This window comes from Pseudoxanthobacter soli DSM 19599 (assembly GCF_900148505.1).
Lineage (GTDB): Bacteria > Pseudomonadota > Alphaproteobacteria > Rhizobiales > Segnochrobactraceae > Pseudoxanthobacter > Pseudoxanthobacter soli.
This window is the reverse complement of sequence record NZ_FRXO01000001.1, coordinates 470,224-493,239: the sequence shown is the minus strand read 5'-3', so window position 1 is coordinate 493,239 and position 23,016 is coordinate 470,224. Positions and strand designations below refer to the sequence as shown.

Annotated in this window: 17 protein-coding genes; 10 read left to right on the top strand and 7 right to left on the bottom strand. The window is 67.6% G+C overall.

Annotated features, from left to right (window positions below):
- Positions 1-60: 60 nt before the first annotated feature.
- On the bottom strand, positions 61-2,286 hold the full coding sequence (locus BUF17_RS02090) for an esterase-like activity of phytase family protein (protein WP_073625536.1): 2,226 nt from the start codon (positions 2,284-2,286) through the stop codon (positions 61-63).
- Positions 2,287-3,008: 722 nt separating this feature from the next.
- Here BUF17_RS02090 and BUF17_RS02085 point away from each other — a divergent pair.
- The 8 genes from BUF17_RS02085 (at position 3,009) to BUF17_RS02050 (ending at position 12,901) form a co-directional block, all read left to right on the top strand.
- A complete protein-coding gene (locus tag BUF17_RS02085; RefSeq protein ID WP_073625535.1) occupies positions 3,009-3,278 on the top strand; it encodes an usg protein in 270 nt (89 codons plus the stop codon).
- Between the two features lie 320 nt (positions 3,279-3,598).
- On the top strand, positions 3,599-5,890 hold the full coding sequence (locus BUF17_RS02080; protein ID WP_084563965.1) for a sensor histidine kinase NtrY-like: 2,292 nt from the start codon (positions 3,599-3,601) through the stop codon (positions 5,888-5,890).
- Positions 5,880-7,247 (top strand): nitrogen assimilation response regulator NtrX, encoded by a 1,368-nt coding sequence (ntrX, locus tag BUF17_RS02075; protein WP_073625534.1) that lies wholly within the window; start codon positions 5,880-5,882, stop codon positions 7,245-7,247. The genes BUF17_RS02080 and ntrX overlap by 11 nt, the downstream gene beginning before the upstream one ends.
- A gap of 181 nt (positions 7,248-7,428) precedes the next feature.
- A complete protein-coding gene (gene trkA / locus BUF17_RS02070; protein WP_073625533.1) occupies positions 7,429-8,805 on the top strand; it encodes a Trk system potassium transporter TrkA in 1,377 nt (458 codons plus the stop codon).
- A gap of 120 nt (positions 8,806-8,925) precedes the next feature.
- Positions 8,926-9,798: a D-amino-acid transaminase gene (locus tag BUF17_RS02065; protein WP_073625532.1), complete on the top strand. Its 873-nt coding sequence runs from the start codon at positions 8,926-8,928 to the stop codon at positions 9,796-9,798.
- A 148-nt stretch (positions 9,799-9,946) separates the two neighbouring features.
- Complete coding sequence (hfq, locus tag BUF17_RS02060) at positions 9,947-10,195, top strand: RNA chaperone Hfq (RefSeq protein ID WP_210215378.1); 249 nt, start codon at positions 9,947-9,949, stop codon at positions 10,193-10,195.
- A gap of 93 nt (positions 10,196-10,288) precedes the next feature.
- Positions 10,289-11,704: a GTPase HflX gene (gene hflX, locus BUF17_RS02055; RefSeq protein ID WP_073625530.1), complete on the top strand. Its 1,416-nt coding sequence runs from the start codon at positions 10,289-10,291 to the stop codon at positions 11,702-11,704.
- Between the two features lie 303 nt (positions 11,705-12,007).
- A complete protein-coding gene (locus BUF17_RS02050; RefSeq protein ID WP_073625529.1) occupies positions 12,008-12,901 on the top strand; it encodes a PDZ domain-containing protein in 894 nt (297 codons plus the stop codon).
- A gap of 161 nt (positions 12,902-13,062) precedes the next feature.
- Here the strand turns inward: BUF17_RS02050 and mazG are convergent, their stop codons facing one another.
- The 3 genes from mazG to BUF17_RS02035 all read right to left on the bottom strand — a co-directional run bounded on the left by mazG (position 13,063) and on the right by BUF17_RS02035 (position 16,309).
- Complete coding sequence (gene mazG / locus BUF17_RS02045; RefSeq protein ID WP_073625982.1) at positions 13,063-13,884, bottom strand: nucleoside triphosphate pyrophosphohydrolase; 822 nt, start codon at positions 13,882-13,884, stop codon at positions 13,063-13,065.
- Positions 13,885-14,359: 475 nt separating this feature from the next.
- Complete coding sequence (lipB, locus tag BUF17_RS02040; RefSeq protein ID WP_073625528.1) at positions 14,360-15,142, bottom strand: lipoyl(octanoyl) transferase LipB; 783 nt, start codon at positions 15,140-15,142, stop codon at positions 14,360-14,362.
- A gap of 237 nt (positions 15,143-15,379) precedes the next feature.
- Positions 15,380-16,309 (bottom strand): class I SAM-dependent DNA methyltransferase, encoded by a 930-nt coding sequence (locus BUF17_RS02035; RefSeq protein ID WP_175563585.1) that lies wholly within the window; start codon positions 16,307-16,309, stop codon positions 15,380-15,382.
- A 209-nt stretch (positions 16,310-16,518) separates the two neighbouring features.
- Between BUF17_RS02035 and rpe the strand changes: the two genes are divergently transcribed.
- Both rpe and purB read left to right on the top strand, forming a co-directional pair.
- Positions 16,519-17,199: a ribulose-phosphate 3-epimerase gene (rpe, locus tag BUF17_RS02030; RefSeq protein WP_073625980.1), complete on the top strand. Its 681-nt coding sequence runs from the start codon at positions 16,519-16,521 to the stop codon at positions 17,197-17,199.
- Positions 17,200-17,266: 67 nt separating this feature from the next.
- Positions 17,267-18,580: an adenylosuccinate lyase gene (purB, locus tag BUF17_RS02025; protein ID WP_073625527.1), complete on the top strand. Its 1,314-nt coding sequence runs from the start codon at positions 17,267-17,269 to the stop codon at positions 18,578-18,580.
- Between the two features lie 256 nt (positions 18,581-18,836).
- Here the strand turns inward: purB and BUF17_RS02020 are convergent, their stop codons facing one another.
- The 3 genes from BUF17_RS02020 to BUF17_RS02010 all read right to left on the bottom strand — a co-directional run bounded on the left by BUF17_RS02020 (position 18,837) and on the right by BUF17_RS02010 (position 22,898).
- Positions 18,837-19,580, bottom strand: a complete 744-nt coding sequence (locus tag BUF17_RS02020; RefSeq protein WP_073625526.1) for an MIP/aquaporin family protein — start codon at positions 19,578-19,580, stop codon at positions 18,837-18,839.
- Between the two features lie 214 nt (positions 19,581-19,794).
- Positions 19,795-21,903 carry a glycine--tRNA ligase subunit beta gene (gene glyS / locus BUF17_RS02015; RefSeq protein WP_073625525.1) on the bottom strand — a complete coding sequence of 703 codons (2,109 nt, stop codon included), beginning with the start codon at positions 21,901-21,903 and terminating at the stop codon, positions 19,795-19,797.
- Positions 21,904-21,968: 65 nt separating this feature from the next.
- Positions 21,969-22,898 (bottom strand): glycine--tRNA ligase subunit alpha, encoded by a 930-nt coding sequence (locus BUF17_RS02010; protein ID WP_073625524.1) that lies wholly within the window; start codon positions 22,896-22,898, stop codon positions 21,969-21,971.
- Between the last annotated feature and the right edge of the window lie 118 nt (positions 22,899-23,016).

The window sequence follows — 23,016 nt, the reverse complement described above, 5'->3', positions numbered from 1 at the left end:
GGCCGGCGCGCGGTAGAATGACGGCGGGCGGCCGCGATGGCCGCCCGTTCGCTCGCGCGCTCAGTTCACGATGTGTTGGATTTCGCCGAGGCGGATCAGCATCGTCTCGCCGGACGATCCGTCGACACCGTCATTGTCGGTGATGACGAAGGCGTCGCCCTTGCTGTCCACCGCGAAGCTCTCGACCTTCTCCAGCACGTAGCCGTGCGTGGCCTTGAGGTCGGGCAGCAGGTCGTGCACCAGCGTCTTGCGGACGACAGGCATGTTGGCGCTGTCGAGCGGCACCGGCTTCAGCTCGAACGACGGCACGAACATCAGCACTTTGACGGCCGCCTTGCTGCCGACGCCGTTGTCGCGCTCCAGCACGATGACGCCCTTGTCGCCGACCGCGGTGATTTCGGAGAGGCCGACCCAGCCGCGCTCGCTCTGCTCCAGCGGATAGCGCACCGCGCCCCACGTCTGCTTGGTCGGGCTATAGGCGATCAGCTTGGTGGTGTTCTTCGGATCGTTCTTCCAGGGCAGCTGCTGGGCAAGCCAGACAAGTTCGTCGTCGCCCTTGCCGGTCACGGTCACGCCCTCGAAGCCGAACCGCGTGGCCTGCCGCGCCACGTCCTCCGGCAACGCGATTTCCTGGCGGATTTCGCCCTTGTCGTCGACCGAGATCAGCAGGTTCTGCGTCGGCGCCTTCTTGCGCTCGGGGTTACCCTCCGAAGCCAGCCAGAAGCCGCCCTGCGGCCGGATGGCGATGCCTTCGAGATCGAGGTGCTCGGCCGGCTTGCCGTCGCGCATCACCGTGATCGCACTCACGATCGCGGCGGGCTTCTTGGTGGTGTCGATCGTGAGGATGCGGGCCTGGGCATAGGCGCTGTCCGTCACCGCGTATAGCCGTCCGGGAACGGTCGGATCGGCGGCCGCGCCGGAAATCGCGCCCCACGGGATCGGGGTGCCGTCCGGTCCGTTGACGGAGGCGATTGTCGGGTAGGCGGCCGGCTCGCCCGAACGCTGATAGATGGTGACGACGGAGCCCATTCCGCCCTCCTCGCGCCTGTCGGCCTCGCTGGCGGAGACGAACAAGCCTCGCGACGGAATGGCCAGCAGGCCTTCCGGCGCCGCGCCGCCGGCCAGCGCCTGCAGGAAGACCGGCGCCTTGCCGTCTCCCATGTCTTCGTAAACACCGATCAGCGAGGCACGTTCCGTACCGATGAAGATCAGCTTCTGGCCGTCGAAGGTCGCCGCCTCGACGCCCTCCGGCTCGACGCCCTTCGCCTTCGAGCGCTTTTCCGGATAGTGCCCGAGGCGCATCGCCAGATGTTCCAGCGTCTCGGCGCTGTCATATTCGACGGTGCCGTCCCGCTTGAACACCGTGAAGCCGCGGCTGCCGCCCTTCCAGTCGCCTTCGTTCGCGGTCACGAAGCGATCGTTGTCGAGCCAGTGGACGGCGTCGGGCTCGCGGGCCACACCCTTGATGCTCTCGATGGGAGCGATCACGCCGTCGCTCTTGGTGTCGACATTCTTGAGGTCGACATTGCCCGCCGGGAAGTCCGAGAGCACCTTGCCGGTGGCAAGGTCGATGATGGCGATGTGGTTGTTTTCCTGAAGCGTCACAACGGCTTCGTTGCGATCGTTGATGTCGACGAACTCCGGTTCCGGGTCCTCCGGCGCGATCGCGGCGAGCCCGGTCAGTTCGACCACCTTCTTCGAGGCGCAATCGGGCGCGCCGTCCGTCCCCATCGAGAAGATCGTGAGGTTGCCGCCGGGAAGCTGCGGAAGATTGCCGTCGTTCACCTCCTCGTCGCGTTCGTTCTCGATCGCGATGGCCAGGAACCGGCCATCGTCGCTGAGGGCGAGCGAGTCGGGTTGCCCGCCGAGATCGCACGTCGCGGTCACGGCCTTGGTGGCGAGATCGACGACCGAGAGGTGGCCGGAGGGCTGCGTCTTGGTCTTGGAGGTGACGACGCCCACGAGCGCCTTTCCGCGGCCGACCACGGTCGAGGTCGGCTCGCCACCCAGTGCCACCACGCCTGCGGCCTTGGGCGCCTCCGGATCGGAGATATCGACGAGGCCGATACGCTCTCCCGGGCTGTCGGTATAGACCAGCATCTTGCCGTCTTCGGTCGCCTTGACGATCTCCGCGACGGTCGCCTTGGAGCGATCGGCGTCCTTGGGCAGATTATCGACGACCTCGAAAGTCGAGATGCGGTTGAAGGCCGGCTCCGCGACCGCCGGCAGCGCCGTCGTTGCGAGCAAGGCACCGGCAAGGAGAGCGATACGCGAACCCCGTCCCATCGATGGCTCCTGAATGTCTGTGATTGTGAGCTCGATGCGGCAGTTTAGGCCATTCGATGACCGCGCAATGACAAACGGATCTTGGCGGCTTTCCGAAAGAGGGTCATTGCCGACGGGGTCTCGTTCACATTGCGACCGAAATCCGCTGGCCGCCCGGCAGCCTGCGGCTCCGTGGTCGCGCGGAACGGCTCGCCTGACGGCGGCGGGCTCGCGAGAAAGTGAACGGAACGGACGCGGCGACGGCAATCGGATCGATGACGAACGCAGCGGCCAGAGGCTGCGGGAAGGTCGATCCCTTGATCGACCTTCCCGCGCGACGTTCCCCTGGTTTTTGGTCGGCGTCGCTATTCGCGGTCGGTCCGGCTTGGGAGGCGGCGGACCCGATGCAAAAGGAAATGCAAGGCCCGGGCCAACTCCGGCACAGCGCCCGCTGCCGCCGCCGCGCTGGCGCCGCATCGTCAGCGGGACCATCTTCACACCCAGACAGACGGCGGGATTGCCGCTTTTTTGGGCAATATGTGATGCGGCTTGCATCGCCCGCAAGCGCGCCGAGCCGTCCGGGCAAGGGCTCGACGGCAGCCGGGCCGTTGGAAAGCACAGTGTTAGCACTCGCGGTAAGATGCTGCTAACAAAGAGATTTTTGCGCCGCCGCGTGGTTTGTCGGCTTGCCATTCGAAGGAAGTGTGCGATCCTTTTCCCATCCTGTGAGGGAGAGGTGCTTCATGATCGATTCCGACTTCGAGCGTCAGCTTTCCGGGTACGGCCTCACCACGGCCCGCATTCTCTATCGCCTGCCGGATCACCCCACGATCCTCCAGACCTATGTCTGGCAGGAATACGACATCGCCCCGTCGTTCCCCGTGCTCAATCGCTTCATCGAATTCTGGAAGCGGGAGATCGAAGGCCCGCTGCATTCGGTGGAGGTGGCCTATCGCGAACTCGTCGGCGCCAGCGAATGGCGCCGTGTCGACGGCATGATGCAGCTACACTGACGCTCAGGTCTCAGGGCCGGTCCTTCGCCGGAACGATCCCGCGGGAGAAGGGTCCCCGCTGCCGCGGCGCCGCGCGACCATGGCGCCGCCGCACGCCCTCTCGAATGCCCTCGGCAAGCGCCACGCGGTGCGCGAGCAGCCGGACTGCGCTCCGCCGTCCGGCGTCGGTGCGGAGGTCGCCGGATCCTCTGTCGCATTTTAGCAACAATGTTGTCATCCTGTAACAGGAACGACTCACCCGGCGCGCCGGGTTAGCCCTCGATCCGAACGGTATGATGACGGCTTCCGAGACCTCCTTCGATCGCGCTGCCGAGACCGGCATGCCCCCGCCCGTTCCGGCCTGGCGCGAGGGTGCGCCCGTCGCGCGGGCGATTGGGCTCGTGTTCGTGGTGCTGGCCATCCTGTCGGCGAGCATCACCTTCCTCGTGCTCACCGGCATCACGCCGATCACGCCGACGCAGAACGTCATCACGGCGGCGCTGCTCACCAACGGCGTGATCGTCACGGTCCTGATCGGCTCGATCTTCATCGAGATCCGCAAGATCTGGATCGCGCGACGCAAGGGCAGGGCGGGCGCGCGCCTCCATGTCCGCGTGGTGGCGATGTTCTCGTTCGTCGCCACGCTGCCGGCGATCCTGGTCGCGATCCTCGCCACCATCACGCTCGACCGCGGCCTCGACCGCTGGTTCGAGGATCGCACCCGCACCATCGTCGACAACGCAGTCGCCGTCGCCAACGCCTATGTCCAGGAGCACGCCAACGTGCTCCGCGGCGACCTCATCGCCATGGCGACGGACGTCGACCGCGCCAAGGCGATCTACGACTACGATCCGGCCCGCTTCGACATCTTCATGGAGACGCAGCTTCAGCTGCGCCAGCTCCCGGCCGCCTATCTGCTTCACCGCGACGGAACGGTGGTGACGCGCACGCTCTACGATCTGAAGGAGAAGTTCGCCCTGCCGCCGATCGGCGCGTTCTCCAAGGCGGATGCCGGCGAGCCGGTGCTGATCGCGCCCGGCGACACCAATCAGGTCGGCGGCGTGATGAAGCTCAAGGCCTACGACGACATGTATCTCTACGTCACCCGGACGATGGATCCCCGGGTGACCGACTATCTCCGGCTCGCCCGCGAGAGCGCGCTCGAATATCACGACCTCGCCGAGAGCCGGCGCAGCGTGCAGATCGCGTTCGCGCTCGTCTATATCGGCATCACGCTGGTGTTCCTCGTCGCCGCGACGTGGCTCGGCTTCGCCTTCTCCAACCGGCTGGTGTCGCCGATCCGGCGTCTGATCAACGCGGCCGACCAGGTGGCGCGCGGCAACCTGAACTCCCAGGTGCGCGTCGACCCCCACGACGGCGACTTCGCCCACCTCGGCCAGACCTTCAACACCATGACCACCCAGTTGCGCTCCCAGCGCGACGACCTGCTTGCCGCCAACGATCAGATCGACCGCCGCCGCCGCTTTACCGAAGCCGTGCTGTCGGGCGTCACCGCCGGCGTGCTCGGGGTCGACGAGGCCGGCCGCATCTCGCTCGCCAACCGCTCCGCCGAGATGCTGCTCGGCCTGTCCGCGGACGATATCGGCAATCGCCCCGCCGAGGAGGTGGTGCCGGAACTCGCGCCCATCCTCGCCTCCGCGCGCGGCGATCATGGCGAGTGGAGCCGGCAGGGCCAGATCGTCATCGTGCGCGGCGGGCGCGAGCGCACGGTCGCCGTGCGCGTCACCAACGACAACCGGCGGGATTCCACCCGGCAGGGCCTCGTCGTCACCCTCGACGACATCACCGATCTCGTGAAGGCGCAGCGCACGTCCGCCTGGGCCGACGTCGCCCGGCGCATCGCCCACGAGATCAAGAACCCGCTGACGCCGATCCAGCTTTCGGCCGAACGCATCCGCCGGCGCTACGGCAAGCGTATCGAGGACGACCGCGCCGTGTTCGACCAGTGCGTCGACACCATCGTGCGCCAGGTCGGCGATATCGGCCGCATGGTGGACGAATTCTCGTCGTTCGCGCGGATGCCGAAGCCGGTGTTCGAGCCGCGCGACCTCGCGGAAGCCCTGCGGGAGGCCGTGTTCCTGCAGAGCGTCAGCCACCCGGACGTGAAGTTCTCCACCCACCTGCCCGACGAGCCGCTGATCGGCAAGTTCGATCACCGCCAGCTCGGGCAGGCGATCGCCAACGTCGTCAAGAACGCGGTCGAGGCGATCACCGGCGTGCCGGCGGATCAGCGCACCGAGCCCGGCCACGTCGACGTCTCGGCACGGCGCGACGGCGAATGGCTCGTGGTCGACGTCGTCGACAACGGTCCGGGACTGCCGCAGGAGAACCGCGAACGCCTGCTCGAGCCCTATATGACGACCCGCGAGAAGGGCACCGGCCTCGGCCTCGCCATCGTCGGCAAGATCGTCGAGGAGCATGGCGGCCGGATCGAATTGCTCGATGCGCCGGCCGTGCGCGACGGCGGCCACGGCGCCTGCGTGCGCCTCACCATCCGGGCCGGCGACGCCGGTGCCATGACGACGGATGCGGAGGCCGCCCCAGCCGGGGTTGCCGCCGCGTCCTCCACCCCTGTCAGCCCCCAGAAACCACGCGAAGACCATGGCCTCTGACATCCTGATCGTCGACGATGAGACGGACATCCGCGAGTTGATCGCCGGCATCCTCGATGACGAGGGCTTCGGCACCCGCACCGCGGGCGACAGCGATTCCGCTCTTGCCGCCATCGGCGAGCGACGACCGTCGCTCATCATTCTCGATATCTGGCTGCAAGGCAGCCGCCTCGACGGGCTTGCCCTGCTCGATGCCATCCAGCAGCTCCACCCGGATCTGCCGGTCGTCATCATTTCCGGCCACGGCAACATCGAGACCGCCGTGTCCGCGATCAAGCGCGGCGCCTACGACTATATCGAGAAGCCGTTCAAGGCAGACCGGCTAGTGCTCGCCACCGAGCGTGCACTCGAAGCCTCCAATCTGCGCCGCGAGATCCGCGACCTGAAGGGCCGCATCAGCGACGCCGACGAGCTCGTCGGCAACTCGACGGCGATGAATCAGCTCCGGCAGGCGGTCGAGCGCATCGCCGCCGCCAACAGCCGCATCCTGATCTCCGGCCCGTCGGGCGCCGGCAAGGAGCTGGCGGCGCGCTCGATCCATGCCCGTTCCGGCCGCGCCCGGGGGCCATTCGTGGTCGTCAACGCGGCGACCATCACGCCCGAGCGCATGGAAGAGGAACTGTTCGGCATCGAAGGCGGGGCCGGCGTCCCGCGCAAGGTCGGCGCGCTGGAAGAGGCCCACGGCGGCACGCTCTATATCGACGAAGTCGCCGACATGCCGCGCGAGACGCAGAACAAGATCCTGCGCGTGCTTGTGGACCAGAACTTCCTGCGCGTCGGTGGCTCCACCCGCGTGAAGGTGGACGTGCGCGTGCTGTCGTCCACCGCCCGTGATCTCGAGAGCGAGATCGCCGAGGGCCGGTTCCGCGAGGACCTGTTCCACCGGCTGAGCGTCGTGCCGCTGCGCGTGCCGGCGCTCGCCGAACGGCGCGACGACATCCCGGATCTCGTGCTGCACTTCATGGCGCAGATCTCGCGCGCGACCGGCCTGCCGGAGCGGCGGATCGGCGACGACGCCATGGCCGTTCTGCAGGCCCACGACTGGCCGGGCAACATCCGCCAGCTGCGCAACAACGTCGAGCGGCTGATGATCCTCACCCGCGGCGACGAGGAAGCGGTGATCACCGCCGACCTGCTGCCGGCGGAGATCGGCACCATGGTGCCGTCGCTGCCGACGAATTCCGGCGGCGAGCACCTGATGGCGCTTCCGCTGCGAGACGCGCGCGAGGCGTTCGAGCGCGACTATCTGCGGGCGCAGATCAACCGCTTCGGCGGCAACATCTCGCGCACGGCCGAATTCGTCGGCATGGAGCGGTCCGCGCTGCATCGCAAGCTGAAGTCGCTCGGCGTCGGCTAGAGCGCCTTGTGATCGGATGGAGACATCCGATTGAAGAAAAATCGCTTCGAGTTCAAGAGCTTGAACATATCCTTGCCGTTCAGATCGATCAGATCTGAACGGGATATGCTCTTGGTGCCTCCGGCGGCAACGGATGCTCTGCCGGGGACCGGAAAACGGCGGCGGGGAGGGGGAGGACGTCATGCGCATCGTGATCTGCGGCGCTGGCCAGGTGGGTTACGGGATTGCCGAGCGGCTGGCGGCCGAGCGCAACGACGTGTGCGTGATCGATTCGTCGCCGAAGCTGATCTCGATCCTGCGCGAGCGGCTCGACGTGCGCGGCGTGGTCGGCCACGGCGCGCATCCCGAGATCCTCGCCCAGGCCGGCGCCGAGCAGGCCGACATGCTGATCGCCGTGACCCAATCCGACGAAGTCAACATGATCGCCTGCCAGGTGGCGCATTCGGTCTTCAAGGTTCCGACCAAGATCGCTCGCGTCCGGGCGCAGAGCTATCTGGCCCCGCACTGGCGCGACCTGTTCTCCCGCGAGGGCATTCCGATCGATGTCGTCATTTCGCCCGAAGTGGAAGTCGGCGAAACGGTCATCCGCCGGCTGTCGCTGCCCGGCGCGATCGAAAGCATATCGGTCGCCGACGATCAGGTGATCGTGTTCGCCGTCACCTGCAACCGCGACTGCCGCATGGTGGAGACGCCGCTGAAGCAGCTCACCGAGCTGTTTCCCGATCTCGGCGCGGTCGTGGTCGGCGCGGTTCGCGGCACGCAGGCGCGCGTGCTCGGCGGCAACGACGCGCTGGAGCCGGGCGATGTCGCCTACGTCGTCGCGCGCGCCGACCAGGTCAAGCGCACCCTCGCGATCTTCGGCCACGACGTGGGCGAGGCGAAGCGCGTGGTGATCGTCGGCGCCGGCAATATCGGCTTCTATGTCGCCAAGGGGCTGGAGGCGCGCGGCTCCAAGGTGCGCCTAAAAATGATCGAAGCCTCAGCGGCGCGGGCGGAGGAGGTGGCGCAAGCGCTGAGCCACACCGTCGTGCTGAACGGCAGCGCGCTCGACCAGTCGCTGCTGCTCGAGGCCGAGGTGGGGCAGGCGGACACCGTGGTGACGCTCACCAACGACGATCAGGCCAACATTCTCGCCGGGGTCATGGCCAAGCAGCTCGGCTGCAAGCGCTCGCTGGTGCTGATCAACTCCACGACCTATCCCGATTTCACCGCCGCGCTCGGCATCGACGCCTATATCGCGCCGAGGGCGGTGACGGTCTCCCGGGTGCTCCGCCACGTGCGGCGCGGGCGCATCCGCAGCGTCCATGCCCTGCAGAACGGGGCCGCCGAGGTGATCGAGGCCGACGCCCTGGAGACGTCGCCGCTGATCGGCCGGCCGCTTAGGGAGGTCGACCTTCCCGCCGGTGTGCGAATCGGCGCAATCTACCGCAACCGGTCGGTGATCCTGCCGCGCGGCGACACCACCATCCACCCGCGAGACCGGATCGTGCTGTTCGCGGAGAAGGAACGCGTGCGTCAGGTCGAGCACATGTTCCGCGTCAGCCTCGAATTCTTTTAAGCCGGCTTATCAACCCGTGCGCCGGCTAATGGCGCCGTCGGCCGGCGCGTCCATCCGGGCGCCGCGGACGCCTCCTTCTACCGCTTGTTTTACCACCCGCTTTCCCTGCCGGAGTTTCCGATGAGTCGCTTCGCCTATGTCGACGGCCGCTATCCCCGCCACGCCGATGCGGCCGTTCACATCGAGGACAGGGGCTTCCAGTTCGCCGACGGCGTCTACGAGGTGTGCGAGGTGCGGGCGGGAATGATCGTCGACCTGACGCGCCATCTCGACCGGCTGGAGCGGTCCCTCGGTGCCCTTGCGATCGCGATGCCGATGAGCCGCGCCGCCCTGCTCGCGGTGTTCCGCGAACTCGCCCGTCGCAACGGACTGAGAAACGGCTGGATCTATCTCCAGATCACCCGCGGCGCGGCCCCGCGCGACCACTATTTTCCGCAGACACCCGTCAATCCGACCGTCGTCGTGACCACGCGCGCCGTCGACCCGGCAAAGGTCGAGGCCGCCGCCGCGGCAGGCATCGGCGTCATCACCGTTCCGGACGACCGGTGGGGCAGGGTGGACATCAAGACCGTCGGATTGCTGTCGAATGTGCTCGCCAAGCAGGCTGCGCGCGACGCCGGTGCGCGCGAGGCGTGGTTCGTCGACCGGGACGGCTTCGTCACCGAGGGCGGATCGACCAATGCCTGGATCGTCGCGAACGGCGCGCTCGTCACCCGCCCGACGAGCCCGGGCATTCTCGGCGGCATCACGCGCCTCGTCGTGATGGACTTCGCCGCCGCCCACGGGCTGAAGGTGGAGGAGAGGGCTTTCACCGTGCCGGAGGCGCTCGCCGCCGACGAGGCCTTTGTCACGTCGGCCACCAGCGTCGTCACCGCCGTCGTCCGCATCGACGGCAGGCCCATCGGCGACGGCAAGCCCGGCCCGATCGCGCGCGACCTCCGCGCCGGCTTCCACGATGTGGCGGAATTGACGCCTCTGATCTTCGGAGAATGACAGATTACGCGGATGCACGCTTTGGGTTAAGGTTGTGGTGCGATGCCGAAGTCAGTCCGGTTCCTCAACGCCCTCCCAAGCGTACCGGCCTGTCCCGGCGGAGCATCGTCCGGCTCGGCGTCGCGGCCTTACAAAGAAAAGGAAAAACATGATGGCGGACCGCGCACAAAACTTGCAAGACACTTTCCTCAATCACGTCCGCAGGCAAAAGACACCTCTGACCGTGTTTCTCGTTAACGGCGTCAAGCTCCAGGGCGTCGTGACATGGTTCGATAATTTCTGCGTGCTGCTGCGCCGCGATGGCCACTCGCAGCTTGTCTACAAGCACGCGATTTCGACCGTGATGCCCAATCAGCCGATTCAGTTGTTCGATCCGAGCGAGGAATCCGATCGCTGAACTTGATTGAGGGCGAGAGAATCGCCACATCCGGGCGCGGGAGGCTTGGCCTGCGCCCGGATTTTTTGTGCCATTCGCAATCCCCGGCCGGGGATGAGGAAAGACCGCTTGACCACCAGACCGACATCGGACGAACCGTTCGACCATGAAGCCCCGGAAGAGGGCGCCGCCGACCTGCACGGGACGGCCCTTGCCAGCCACGAGAAGCCGCGCACGGCCGCCGTCGTGCTGATGCCGGTCCACACCGGCGCGCGGCCTTCGGCCGAAGCAGACGCAGCCGCCCGGGCGCGCTCGCCGGAAGCGAAACTCGCCGAGGCTGTTGGCCTGACCGAAGCCATCGATCTCGAAGTGGTCGGCGCCTACGTCGTCCGCCTGCCGAACCTGCGCCCCGCGACCCTGTTCGGCACGGGCAAGGTCGAGGAGATCGGGCGGATCGTCGAGACCGAGAAGGCCGATCTCGTCATCGTCGATCATCCGCTGTCACCGGTGCAGCAGCGCAATCTCGAAAAGGCGTGGAGCGCCAAGGTGCTGGATCGCACCGCGCTCATCCTTGAAATCTTCGGCGCCCGCGCCCGCACGCGGGAAGGCACGCTTCAGGTCGAGCTCGCGCATCTGAAGTGGCAGAAAAGCCGCCTCGTGCGCACGTGGACCCACCTTGAGCGCCAGCGCGGCGGCTTCGGCTTCCTCGGCGGCCCCGGCGAGACCCAGATCGAGGCGGACCGCCGCCAGATCCAGGAGCGCATCGGCCGCATCGAGCGCGAACTCGAAGAGGTCAAGCGCACCCGCGGCCTGCACCGCGCCAACCGCAAGAAGGTGCCGCATCCGACCGTGGCGCTGGTCGGCTACACCAATGCCGGCAAGTCGACGCTGTTCAACCGCCTGACGGACGCCAACGTGCTGTCGCAGGACCTGTTGTTCGCCACGCTCGACCCGACGCTGCGCAAGGTGAAGCTGCCCCACGGCGGCGAGGCGATCCTGTCCGACACCGTGGGCTTCATCTCCGAACTGCCGACGCATCTCGTCGCCGCCTTCCGCGCGACGCTGGAGGAGGTGGTCTCGGCCGATCTGATCCTGCACGTCCGCGACATCTCCCACCCCGATACCGATGCCCAGGCGGCGGACGTGGTGAAGACGCTCGACCTCCTCGGTGTCGATGCCCGCGATGCGCGGCGCGTCATCGAGGTCTGGAACAAGGTGGACATGCTCGACGAGGAACGGCGCGCCAAACTGGCGGCCGAGGCCCCGGCGGGCGCCGTCGCGGTCTCCGCGCTCACGGGCGAGGGCACGGACGCGCTCGTCGCCCGCGTCGAGGCGGAGCTCGCCAGCGGCCGCGCCACACGCCAGTTGCGCGTGCCGGTCACGGAAGGCGAGCTGCTGGCGTGGCTGCACCGCTCCGTCGAGGTGATCGACCGGGTCGATGCGGACGACGGCGTGCGGCTCACCGTCCGCATTCCGCCCCGTCAGGCCGATCTGTTCCGGTCCCGCGCGGGCCGTTACCTGCAGAGTTGAGGCGAGGTCGGGCCGGCTCCCGGCAGCAGAAGCGCCCGGCTTCGTCATCCGGGACGAGGAGGCCGCCGACCGCGATGCCATCGCCGACATCGTGGTGCAGGCGTTCCGCGATCATCCCTTCAGCAATCAGCGCGAATCCGCGCTGATCGATGCCCTGCGGGCAGCCGGCGCCCTCACCATCAGCCTCGTCGCGGAGGCACCGGCCAGGGCAATATCGGGAGAGGTCGTCGGGCATTCGGGTCCCTTGTGTCGTACGCGGCGAAGCGTAAGGTTCGGCGCCGACTTTCGGGCTGGAGCTGTCCTATGAAGAAGAAAGTGATTATTGCCGCCAGCGCCATTGCGCTGTCGATCGCGCATTCCGTCCTGCCCGTTGCCGGGCCACACGCCGCCTTTGCCGCTTCGCCAGCGGCGCACGGTCTGCCGAAGCCGGCGATTTCGCGGGCTCTGGGCGCTCTCCTCATGCCGATCAATGCGAAGGTCGCGAAGGTTTTCAAGCTCGACAAGTCCGCCCACGGCCTGCTCGTCGTTTCCGTGAAGCCAGGCGGCGCGGCGGACAAGCAGGGGATCAAGCCGGGCGATGTTCTGGTCGAGATCGGCGGGCACAAGGTGAAGAAGCCCATCGATGTCGATATCGCGGTGCGCCGCGGTCTGAAGACCGGCAATTCGAACTACAATGTCAATATCGACCGTGCCGGCGCCATCGTCGCGTTGGCGGCGATCATCACGCTCGAAAGCTACAATGAGACCTATTCGGTCTCCGAAGTCTCGACCTGGGAAGCGACGACGACCGAAGAAAGCTCGTTCTCCTACTCCGAATATGTCTCGGAAGAGACCACCGAGATCGAGAGCGCTTATACGAGCGAGGAATCGGTTGTGGAGGAATCCGTTTCGAGCGAGGAAACATCGAGTGAGGAATCGACGTCGGAGGAGACGTCGAGCGATGAGTCGGCAACGTCCGAGGACAGTTCAGACGACAGTGCGTCCGAGGACAGCAATGCAAGCGATGAGTCGGCAACGTCCGACGACAGTTCAAACGACAGTGCATCCGATGACAGCGATGCAAGCGATGAGTCGGCAACGTCCGACGACAGTTCAGACGACAGTGCATCCGATGGCAGCGATGCAGTCGATGACAGTTCTTCGGACGATGGTGGCTCAGCGGACGACGGCGGTTCCGACGACGGAGGCGACAACTGATTCCCGCCACGATGCCGGCCGGCGATCAGGCTGGCCGGCAATGGCGCCCGGGGGCATCATCGAACACCACCCGGCCTTCGCCGCGTTCATCTAGCCGCGTATGATATCCAGTCAGGTCTCGCGCCGGCGGGGGCTGGCCGCTTCGCCTGTCGGGGCGCGGGTCAGATCTCCTCGCGCTTGGCCTCCTGCCAGAGCGCTTCCATCTCGTCGAGGCTCGCCTGTGCCGGGGTTTCACCCCGTGCCTCAAGAGCGCGCTCGATATAATTGAAGCGACGCCGGAATTTCTCGTTCGTGCTCCTGAGCGCGGCCTCGGGATCGGCCTTCAGATGGCGGGCGAGATTGGCGAGGCCGAACAGCACGTCGCCCAGCTCGGCCGCCGTTTCCCTGTCGCGGCCGGCATCGATCTCGGCCTCCAGTTCATCGATCTCCTCGCGGATCTTGGCGAGCACGAGACGGGGATTATCCCAGTCGAATCCGACCGTTGCGGCCTTGTCCTGAAGCTTGACGGCACGAGTCAGGCCGGGCAGGGCGGCCGGAATGCCGTCGAGCAGGCTGCGGTGCTCCGGCTCCAGCCCGCGCTCGGCGCGCCGGGCGGCGCGGCTGGCCTTTTCCTGCGCCTTGATCGCCTCCCACTGTCCCTTGGCCATCGCCGACGTCCGCGCGCCCGCGTCGCCGAACACATGGGGATGCCGGCGGATCATCTTGGTCGTGATGGCCTCCACCACATCCGGGAACGCAAACTGTCCGGCTTCCTCGGCGATGCGGGCGTGGAACACGACCTGAAGCAGCAGATCGCCGAGTTCGTCGCACAGATCATCGATGTCGCCGCGAGCGATGGCGTCGGCAACCTCGTGGGCTTCCTCGATGGTATAGGGCGCGATGGTCTCGAAGGTCTGCACCACGTCCCACGGGCAGCCGCGCTCGGGGTCGCGCAGGCGCGCCATGATCGCCAGCAGGTCCACGATGTCGCGGCCGGGTCTCACGTCGGCGGAAGACAGCTGTTCCTCGGCCGGCGATACGGACACGGAGGACGAACGCGGCACGGAGGTCATGGCCAGTCTTTCCCGGGCGTTTGGGCGTTCCGCGAGCGCGGCGTTTGCCGGCGGCGACGTCTGTGAAATCGCGACGAGCCGGCCGGGGAAACACCGATTGGGGCATCGGCGGCCGACTCGCGCGTGAGACGGGCGAGATTAGAACACCGGCGCGCCCATCGGAACGGCCGGGCTGCGGGAAAGCGCGGCCGGTTCCATGACGCGGGCAGGCCGGTAACCGAACGACATCGGCGGCGCGGCGACGGGCATCCGCGCGCCGAGGCGGGAAGTCCCATCAAGACATTGAAATCTCGTCGGAATGCAGAATATCCAAGCGATCCGCACGGCGTTGGACGCGAGTCGGATAATCAGCATTATGGAACGAGTGGAATAGGGGATCGACGCATAGGCAACGGCCGCCGGCGGGCTATGCCGCCGGGATCGCGGCCGGTTCGAGCGGCTCCTGTTCAGCTTGCTCCTGTTCAGGCCGTGCGATGCGGTCCGGCTCGACGATCACCGTCGGCCCGAACACCGTGCCGAACGCCGCCCGCAGGTTCGCGTCGACGTCGTGCATGGTCACCGGAAGCCCGAGATCGACGAGGCTCGTCACGCCGTGCTCGTTGACGCCGCACGGAACGATGCCGCCGAAGTGGTCGAGTTCCGGCTCGACATTGAGCGAGATGCCGTGGAACGACACCCAGCGGCGCACGCGGATGCCGATGGCGGCGATCTTGTCCTCGGCGGTCTCGCCCTTGTCGGGACGGCGAACCCACACGCCGACGCGGTCCTCGCGGCGCTCGCCGCGAACGTTGAACTGCCAGAGCGTGTCGATCAGCCAGGCTTCCAACGCGGCGATGAAGGCGCGCAGATCGCGCTTGCGGCGCCCGAGATCGAGCATCACGTACGCCACGCGCTGGCCGGGCCCGTGATAGGTGTACTGGCCGCCGCGGCCGCTCTCGAACACCGGAAAGCGGTCGGGATCGATCAGGTCGGCGGGATCGGCGCTGGTGCCGGCGGTATAGAGCGGCGGATGCTCGACGAGCCAGACCCGCTCGGCCGCCTGTCCCGCGGCGATCGCCGCCGCGCGCGCCTCCATCTCGGCCACCGCCTCGGCATAGCCGACCGGCCGGTCCTCGACGACCCATTCCACCGGCGGCGAGCCGGCGGCCGGCAGGAAACGGCCGTCGAGGGAATCGCGGCTTCCCGTCATCGGCGGCGCTCCATCCGCTGGATGCGGCTGCGGTGGCGACAGGGCAAGGAGATCATCGAACGACCATTCCGTTCACATCGGCCCACAACGCCGGAAGCAGTGCCGGGCGGGCATGGGGCGGCTGTTTTGACGTTCTATAAATCGTGCTTCGCTGATCCGCCGCAAGTCCCGGCCGCAAGTCCCGGCGGCAAAGCCCGGTGGCCTCAAGTCCCCGCCGCCGCCCGGCCGCAACCGGCATCACCGCCGCAGGACGATGAGATAGCCGCCGACCGGAACGCCGCGATCGCGGCGCAGGTCGGCCTCGTCGAGGTGCGAAACCGTGAAGCCGGCGGCCCGCGCCGTGTCCTCCAGATAGCGGCGGCCATGGGCGAAGCGCATCGAGTCCCGCAGCGTCCAGCCGCTGCCGGCGTCGTCGCCGCGCTCGACGGAGAAGGCGAACAGCCCGCCCTGCCCCATGCGCGCCGCCGCTGCCTCGAACACCGGCGCGAGATTGCCGAGATAGCAGAACACATCCGCGGCCACGATCAGATCGTAGCGGTCCCGGGATGCGGCGAGATGGGCCACCACGTCGCCGACCGACAGGGCGTCGTAGAGCGGCCGTCCGTCCGCGCGCTTGCCCGCCGCGGCGTCGACCATCGCGGCCGAAAGGTCGACGCCTTCGAGATGGCGCACATCGGCGCGGATCTCTTCTCCCATCAGGCCGGTGCCGCAGCCGAGATCGAGCGCGCGTCCGAACGCGGCGCCGCCGGCGGCGCTGGCGATCAGGGCGGCCAGCAGGGCCGGCGCGCGGTAGTCGAGATCGCCCACCAGCGCCGCCTCGAACTTCGGGGCATATTGGTCGAACAGCTCGCGGACATAGGCATCCGGCGGGCTCTCCGGCGCCTCTGTGCCCTCGATCAGCGCCAGCTTCAGCGAGGCGGCGAACGGGTCGGCGGGGGCGAACCGCAAGGCTGCTCGATAGGCGCCGGCGGCGCCCGCGCGGTCGCCGTTCGCCAGCCGCGCGGCGCCGAGCGCCGCCCACGCGGCGGCCCATTCGGGCGCCCGTTCGAGTGCCTGTTCGAACAGTTCGGCCGCGGCCGCGGCATCGCCGTCGGCCATCAGCCCCTCGCCATATTCGAAGCGACGGTCGGCCAGCATGTCGCCGGACGAATGATTGAACGGAATCATGCAGCGATTCCAGAGAGATGGAGGGAAGGGGGCCGGCGGCATCGAAGCGGCCAGCCGAAGCCTGCGCCGCCGCCCTGCCCGGCCATGCTGTTAAGCCTCCGCGAGGCCGCGCGCAACAGCGGTTTGCCTCGCAACGCCGGTCGTGCTACGCGGCCCGCAATCCGCTTTCGCGCCCGATTTCCCGACCGTCCCGAAGCCCGGAGCCGATGATGAGCGCCGCCACCCCGTCGACCTCCGCCTCCCCCGCCGTCGTGATCGCGCCTTCGATCCTGTCGGCGGATTTCTCGAAGCTCGGCGAGGAAGTCCGCGCCATCGATGCGGCCGGTGCGGACTGGATCCATCTCGACGTGATGGACGGGCATTTCGTGCCGAACATCACCTTCGGTCCGGATGTCATCAAGGCACTGCGGCCGCACAGCGCCAAGACGTTCGATGCCCACCTGATGATCGCGCCGGCCGATCCCTATCTGGAAGCCTTCGCCGAAGCCGGCTGCGACCGCATCACCATCCACGCCGAAGCCGGGCCCCATGTCGACCGCTCGCTTCAGGCGATCCGGCATCTCGGAAAGAAGGCGGGCGTCTCGATCGTGCCGTCGACGCCCGAAAGCGCCATCGAATACCTGCTCGACCGGCTCGACCTCATCCTGGTGATGACGGTCAATCCGGGTTTCGGCGGGCAGGCGTTCATTCCGGCGATGGTGGAGAAGGTGCGCCGCGTGAAGGCGATGGTCGGCGACCGGCCGATCCGCATTCAGGTCGATGGCGGCATCACGCCGGAAACCGCGCCGCTCGTCATCGCCGCCGGCGCCGATGCGCTGGTTGCCGGTTCCGCCGTGTTCAAGGGCGGGCCGGCGGAATATGCCGCCCGCATCGCGGCGCTGCGCGCCTGAGCCCGTTTCATTCGCGCCCCGTTCCGCGTCTTCGCCGGGCAGGGCCAGAGAATCCGAGGATGCCACGATGATCCCGCGCTACAGCCGACCGGAGATGACCGAAATCTGGTCGCCGGAAACCAGGTTCCGCATCTGGTTCGAGATCGAGGCCCACGCCTGCGACGCGCTTGCCGAACTCGGCGTGATCCCTGAGTCCGCGGCGGCGACCATCTGGGAAAAGGGCCGCGCCGCCACCTTCGATGTCGAGCGCATCGACGCCATCGAGCGTGAGGTGAAGCACGACGTCATCGCCTTCCTGACGCATCTGGCCGAGTTCGTCGGGCCGGACGCCCGCTTCATCCATCAGGGCATGACCTCGTCGGATGTGCTGGACACCTGCCTGAACGTGCAGCTCGTTCGCGCCGCCGACCTGCTCATCGCCGACATCGACCTCGTGCTCGCCGCGCTCCGGCGGCGCGCGTTCGAACACAAGATGACGCCCTGCATCGGCCGCAGCCACGGCATCCATGCCGAGCCGGTCACCTTCGGCCTCAAGCTCGCCCAGGCCTATGCCGAGTTCGCGCGCGGCCGCGACCGTCTCGTCGCCGCCCGCAAGGAAGTCGCCACCTGCGCCATTTCCGGCGCCGTCGGCACCTTCGCCAACATCGATCCGGCGGTCGAGGAGCATGTCGCCGAGGCCATGGGCCTCGTGCCCGAGCCGGTGTCCACCCAGGTCATCCCGCGCGATCGTCACGCCGCCTATTTCGCCGCGCTCGGCGTGGTCGCCTCGTCGGTCGAGCGGCTCGCGGTCGAAATCCGCCACCTGCAGCGCACCGAGGTCCTGGAGGCGGAGGAATATTTCTCGCCGGGCCAGAAGGGTTCGTCGGCGATGCCGCACAAGCGCAACCCGGTGCTGAGCGAGAACCTCACGGGCCTCGCCCGCATGGTTCGGTCCTACGCCCTGCCCGCGATGGAAAATGTCGCCCTCTGGCACGAGCGCGACATCTCGCATTCCTCGGTGGAGCGGATGATCGGGCCGGACGCGACCGTCACCCTCGATTTCGCCCTGGTGCGGCTCGCGGGCGTGGTCGACAAGCTGCTGGTCTACCCGAACCGGATGCAGAAGAATCTCGATCTGCTCGGCGGGCTGGTCCACTCGCAGCGCGTGCTGCTGGCGCTCACCCAGAAGGGTTCATCGCGCGAGGACGCCTACCGCCTCGTGCAGCGCAACGCCATGCCGGTGTGGGAGCAGGGCGGCGATTTCCTCAGCCTGCTCAAGGCGGATGCGGACGTGCGCGCCTACCTGTCGGAGGCCGAGCTCGAGTCCCTGTTCGATCTCGGCTACCACCTCAAGCACGTCGACACGGTGTTCCGCCGGGTGTTCGGCACCACCATCGCCTGAGATAATTCCCAACGACCGCACGCCCGGGACGAACCGCCGTTCTACCGGGCGTCGCCTTGCCCGGCTCGCGGCGATGGCGGCTAGAGCATATCCCGTTCAGATCGGATCGATCTGAACGACAAGGATATGCTCAAGCTTTTGAATCTGGAGCGATTTCTTGTCGATCTGATGATTCCATCAGATCGGAAAGCGCTCTAGTCATGCCGGCGTCAGGTCATGCCGGCGTCAGGTCGCGCCAGTGACCCGCCCTCTCCTCTCAGTCGATATCCGCCGTGTCGCCGCCATCCGGGTCTTCGCCCGGGCGCAGCACGCCGGATTTGTAGAGCGTGCCGGCGATACCGGCGCCGGCCAGCGGGCCGATCACGAACAGCCACACCTGCTTGAACGCCAGCGGATCGGCCGCGAGCCCGATCAGCGCCGGCCCGAACGAGCGGGCGGGATTGATCGAGACGTTGGAGATGTTCATCCCGGCGATGTGCAGCGCGACGATGGTGCAGCCGATGGCGAGGCCGGCGACTCCCCGCATCCGCGTCGCGCTCGTGGCCGAAGTGGCGCCGAGGAAGGTCGCCATGAACAGGAAGGTGCCGAGCGTCTCGAAAAAGAACGACGAGGCCATTCCGTAGCTGTCGGGAACGCCATGCCCCCACAGGTTCTGGCCCAGATTTCCGTTCCAGCCGCCCTCGCGCCCCGAGAGGATCAGGTAGAGCGTGCAGGCGGCGGCGATGCCGCCCAGCATCTGGCCCACGGCATAGCGCAGGAAGGTCGGGGCATCGATGCGGCCGGCGACGAGGAAGCCGAAGCTCACGGCCGGATTGATGTGGCAGCCGGAGATAGCCCCGATCGCAGACGCTGCCGCGACGAACGCGAAGCCGAACGCCAGCCCGACGCCGACCCCGTCGACGACCACCGACCCCGGTCCGAGATTCGCGCTGGCAGCGGCGCCGCAGCCGATCAGAACCAGCATGAACGTGCCGAGGAACTCGGCGAACGCCTGCTTCATGTCGCGTGCCTCAGCCGCTGGATCGGAGCCCCGTGGCCCCTTCGACATCGCGAGGCCGCGCACCGATTTTAGAGCACGGATCCCCAGGCGTGGAAACGGATTTCATCGGGCCCGACCGGTGCGGTCAGGCCGGAGGCGCCAGCTTGCCACCTCAATGGGGCGGGAGATCTCCGCCGGGCAGGGGCGCCGCGCGGCGCCCCTGGCTCGCCTGCGCTCAGCCGCCGATGCGGCTGAAATCGGCGACAGCGGCCGTCGCCGCCGGGATCGCAGCCAGCAGCCTGAGACGGTTGGCGCGGATGCGGCGGTCTTCGGCATTGACGAGAATCTGGTCGAAGAAGGCGTCGATGGGGGCGCGCAGCAGCGACAGCGCCGAAATCGCGCCGCCGAAATCCTCCACCGCGACGGCGGCTTCCGCCGCGCCCGTGGCCTCGCCGATGGCCTCGAACAGCGCCTTCTCCTCCGGCTCCGTCAGGAGGGCGGGATCGATGCCGCGCGGATCGTGCTGCAGGCCGTCCTTCTTCTCTTCCGCCTTCAGGATGTTGGCGGCGCGACGGTAGCCGGCGAGCAGGTTCGCACCCTCGTCGCCATCCAGGAAGCGGCCGAGCGCCTCGACGCGCCTGACGATGTTGACGATGTTGGACTGCACGCCCCTGCCCTGGCTGTTGAGGATCGCCTTGACGAGGTCGTGGCGGGCGCCCTGGTCGCGCAGCTGCACTTCCAGGCGATCGCCGAAGAACGACATCAGGTCCTTGACGATCTCGTCCGTCGCCGCGCCCCCGCGCCTGCGCGGGCCATAGAGATCGAGGCTCGCCTCGATGAGCGGGTGAAGCTGCACCGGCGCGCCGGTGGCGATCAGGATGCGGATGATGCCGAGCGCGGCGCGGCGCAGCGCGAACGGATCCTTGGAGCCCGTCGGCTTCTCGTCGATCGCCCAGAACCCGACCAGCAGGTCGATCTTGTCGGCAAGCGCCACGGCCGCCGAAACCGGCGCCGTCGGCACGCTGTCGGAGGGGCCCTGCGGCTTGTAGTGTTCCTCGATCGCCGCCGCGACGGCCGGCGAAACGCCCTGCTTCTCGGCATAGCGCCGGCCCATGAAGCCCTGCAGCTCGGGGAATTCGCCGACCATCTCGGTCACGAGGTCGGCCTTGGCAAGCCGGGCGGCGTGCTCTGCGTCCTCCGGCGAGGCCCCGACAATGGGTGCGATCTCGCGGGCGAGCGCGGCGATGCGCTCCACCCGCTCGCCCTGGGTGCCGAGCTTCTCGTGGAAGGTGACGATGTCGAGCTTCTTCGCCCGCTCTTCCAGCGGTACCTTCAGGTCTGTCTCGTAGAAGAACTTGGCATCGGATAGCCGGGCGCGCACCACGCGCTCGTTGCCGCCGACGATGGCCTTGCCACCGTCGCTGGCCTCGATATTGGCGGTCGGCACGAAACGGTTCGCCAGCCGGCCCGTCTCCGGGTTGCGCAGCACGAAGCACTTCTGGTTGGCGCGGATGGTGGAGCGGATCACCGCGTCGGGGATCTCGAGGAAGGCGGGATCGAACGAACCGACCAGCACCACCGGCCATTCCACGAGGCCGGCCACTTCCGTCAGCAGCGCGTCATCCTCGACGAGTTCGAGGCCGAGCGCGAGCGCGCGGTCCTTGGCGTCGTGCAGAATGATGTCGCGGCGCCGGTCGGGATCGAGCACCACATAGGCCTTCTCGAGCTTGGCGACATAGTCGTCGAAGCGCTTCACCTCAATGGGGCCGGGCGCGTGGAAGCGATGGCCGTAGGTGACATTGCCGGAGACGATGCCGTCCACCTCGAAGCGGACGATCTCGGGGTCTTCCGTCTCGGGTCCGAAGGTGCAGAGGATCGAGGTCAGCGGCCGCACCCAGCGCAGCGTTCCCGTGCCCCAGCGCATCGATTTCGGCCACGGGAACCGGCGGATGACGTCGGGCACGATCTCGGCGACGATCTCGGTGGTCGGCCGCCCCGGCTTCACGGTCCGGGCGACGTAGAAATCGCCCTTCTTCGGGTCCGACACCACCGTTGCCTCGTCGATGGAAGCGAGGCCGGAGGCCTTCAGGAAACCGTCGATGGCGCCCTGCGGGGCGCCGACGCGCGGTCCCTTGCGCTCCTCCTCCACATCCGCGGAGCGCGCCGGCAGGCCGGAGACCTGCAGCGCAAGGCGCCGCGGCGTCGCGAAGGCGCGCAGGTGCTCGCTGGTCAGGCCGGCAGCCGTCAGCCCTTCGGTGACGAGCGCGGCGAGGTCGGCCGAAGCCCGGCGCTGCATCCGCGCCGGGATCTCTTCGGACATGATTTCGAGAAGAAGGTCGGGCATCGGTGTTTATTCGATCTGTGCGGCGAAAAGGGAAGGCGGTGCGGCCGTGCGGGGCGTCGGGGCGATCAGCCGCCCGCGCCGCCGGCCGCGGTCTTCAGCCAGGCGCCGCCGCAGGCCTTGGCGAGCTCGCGCACCCGGAGGATGTAGCTCTGCCGTTCGGTCACGGAAATCACGCCGCGCGCATCGAGCAGGTTGAAGACGTGGCTCGCCTTGATGCACTGGTCGTAGGCCGGCTGCGCCATCAGGTGGCGGTCGCCGTTCTCGCCGGCTTCCAGCAGGTGGCGGCACTCGCGCTCCGCGTCCTGGAAATGGCGCAGCAGCAGGTCGGTGTCGGCGTGCTCGAAATTGTGCCGGGAATATTCCTGCTCAGCCTGCAGGAACACGTCGCCGTAGGTCACCTTCTCGGCGCCCTCGCGGCCGTTGAAGTTCAGGTCGTAGACGTTCTCCACGCCCTGAATATACATCGCCAGCCGTTCGAGACCGTAGGTCAGCTCGCCTGAGACCGGCGTGCATTCGAAGCCGGCGACCTGCTGGAAATAGGTGAACTGCGAGACTTCCATCCCGTCGCACCAGCACTCCCAGCCGAGCCCCCACGCGCCGAGCGTCGGGCTTTCCCAGTCGTCCTCCACGAAGCGCACGTCGTGCAGCAGCGGATCGAGCCCGATGGCCCTGAGGCTGCCGAGATAGAGGTCCTGCAGGTCGGCCGGCGACGGCTTCATGATGACCTGGAACTGGTAATAGTGCTGCAGCCGGTTCGGGTTCTCGCCGTAGCGCCCGTCCTTGGGCCGGCGGGAGGGCTGCACATAGGCCGCGTTCCAGCGCAGCGGGCCGAGCGAACGCAGCGTCGTCGCGGGGTGGAACGTACCCGCGCCCACTTCCATGTCGTAGGGCTGCAGCACGACGCAACCGCGCTCCGCCCAGAAGCGTTGCAGCGTGAGGATGAGCCCCTGGAACGAACGTTCGGGACGCAGATAAGACGGAGTTTCGTCCGTCATCGGCAGGCACCTCGCAAAGGGATGCCCGGCGGCCAGGGCCGGGCCGGAAAAAGTGCGCGGACAGTAGCGACGGCGGTGCATCGCGGCAACGGCAAATCCGCCGGATGGCTGTGCGGGA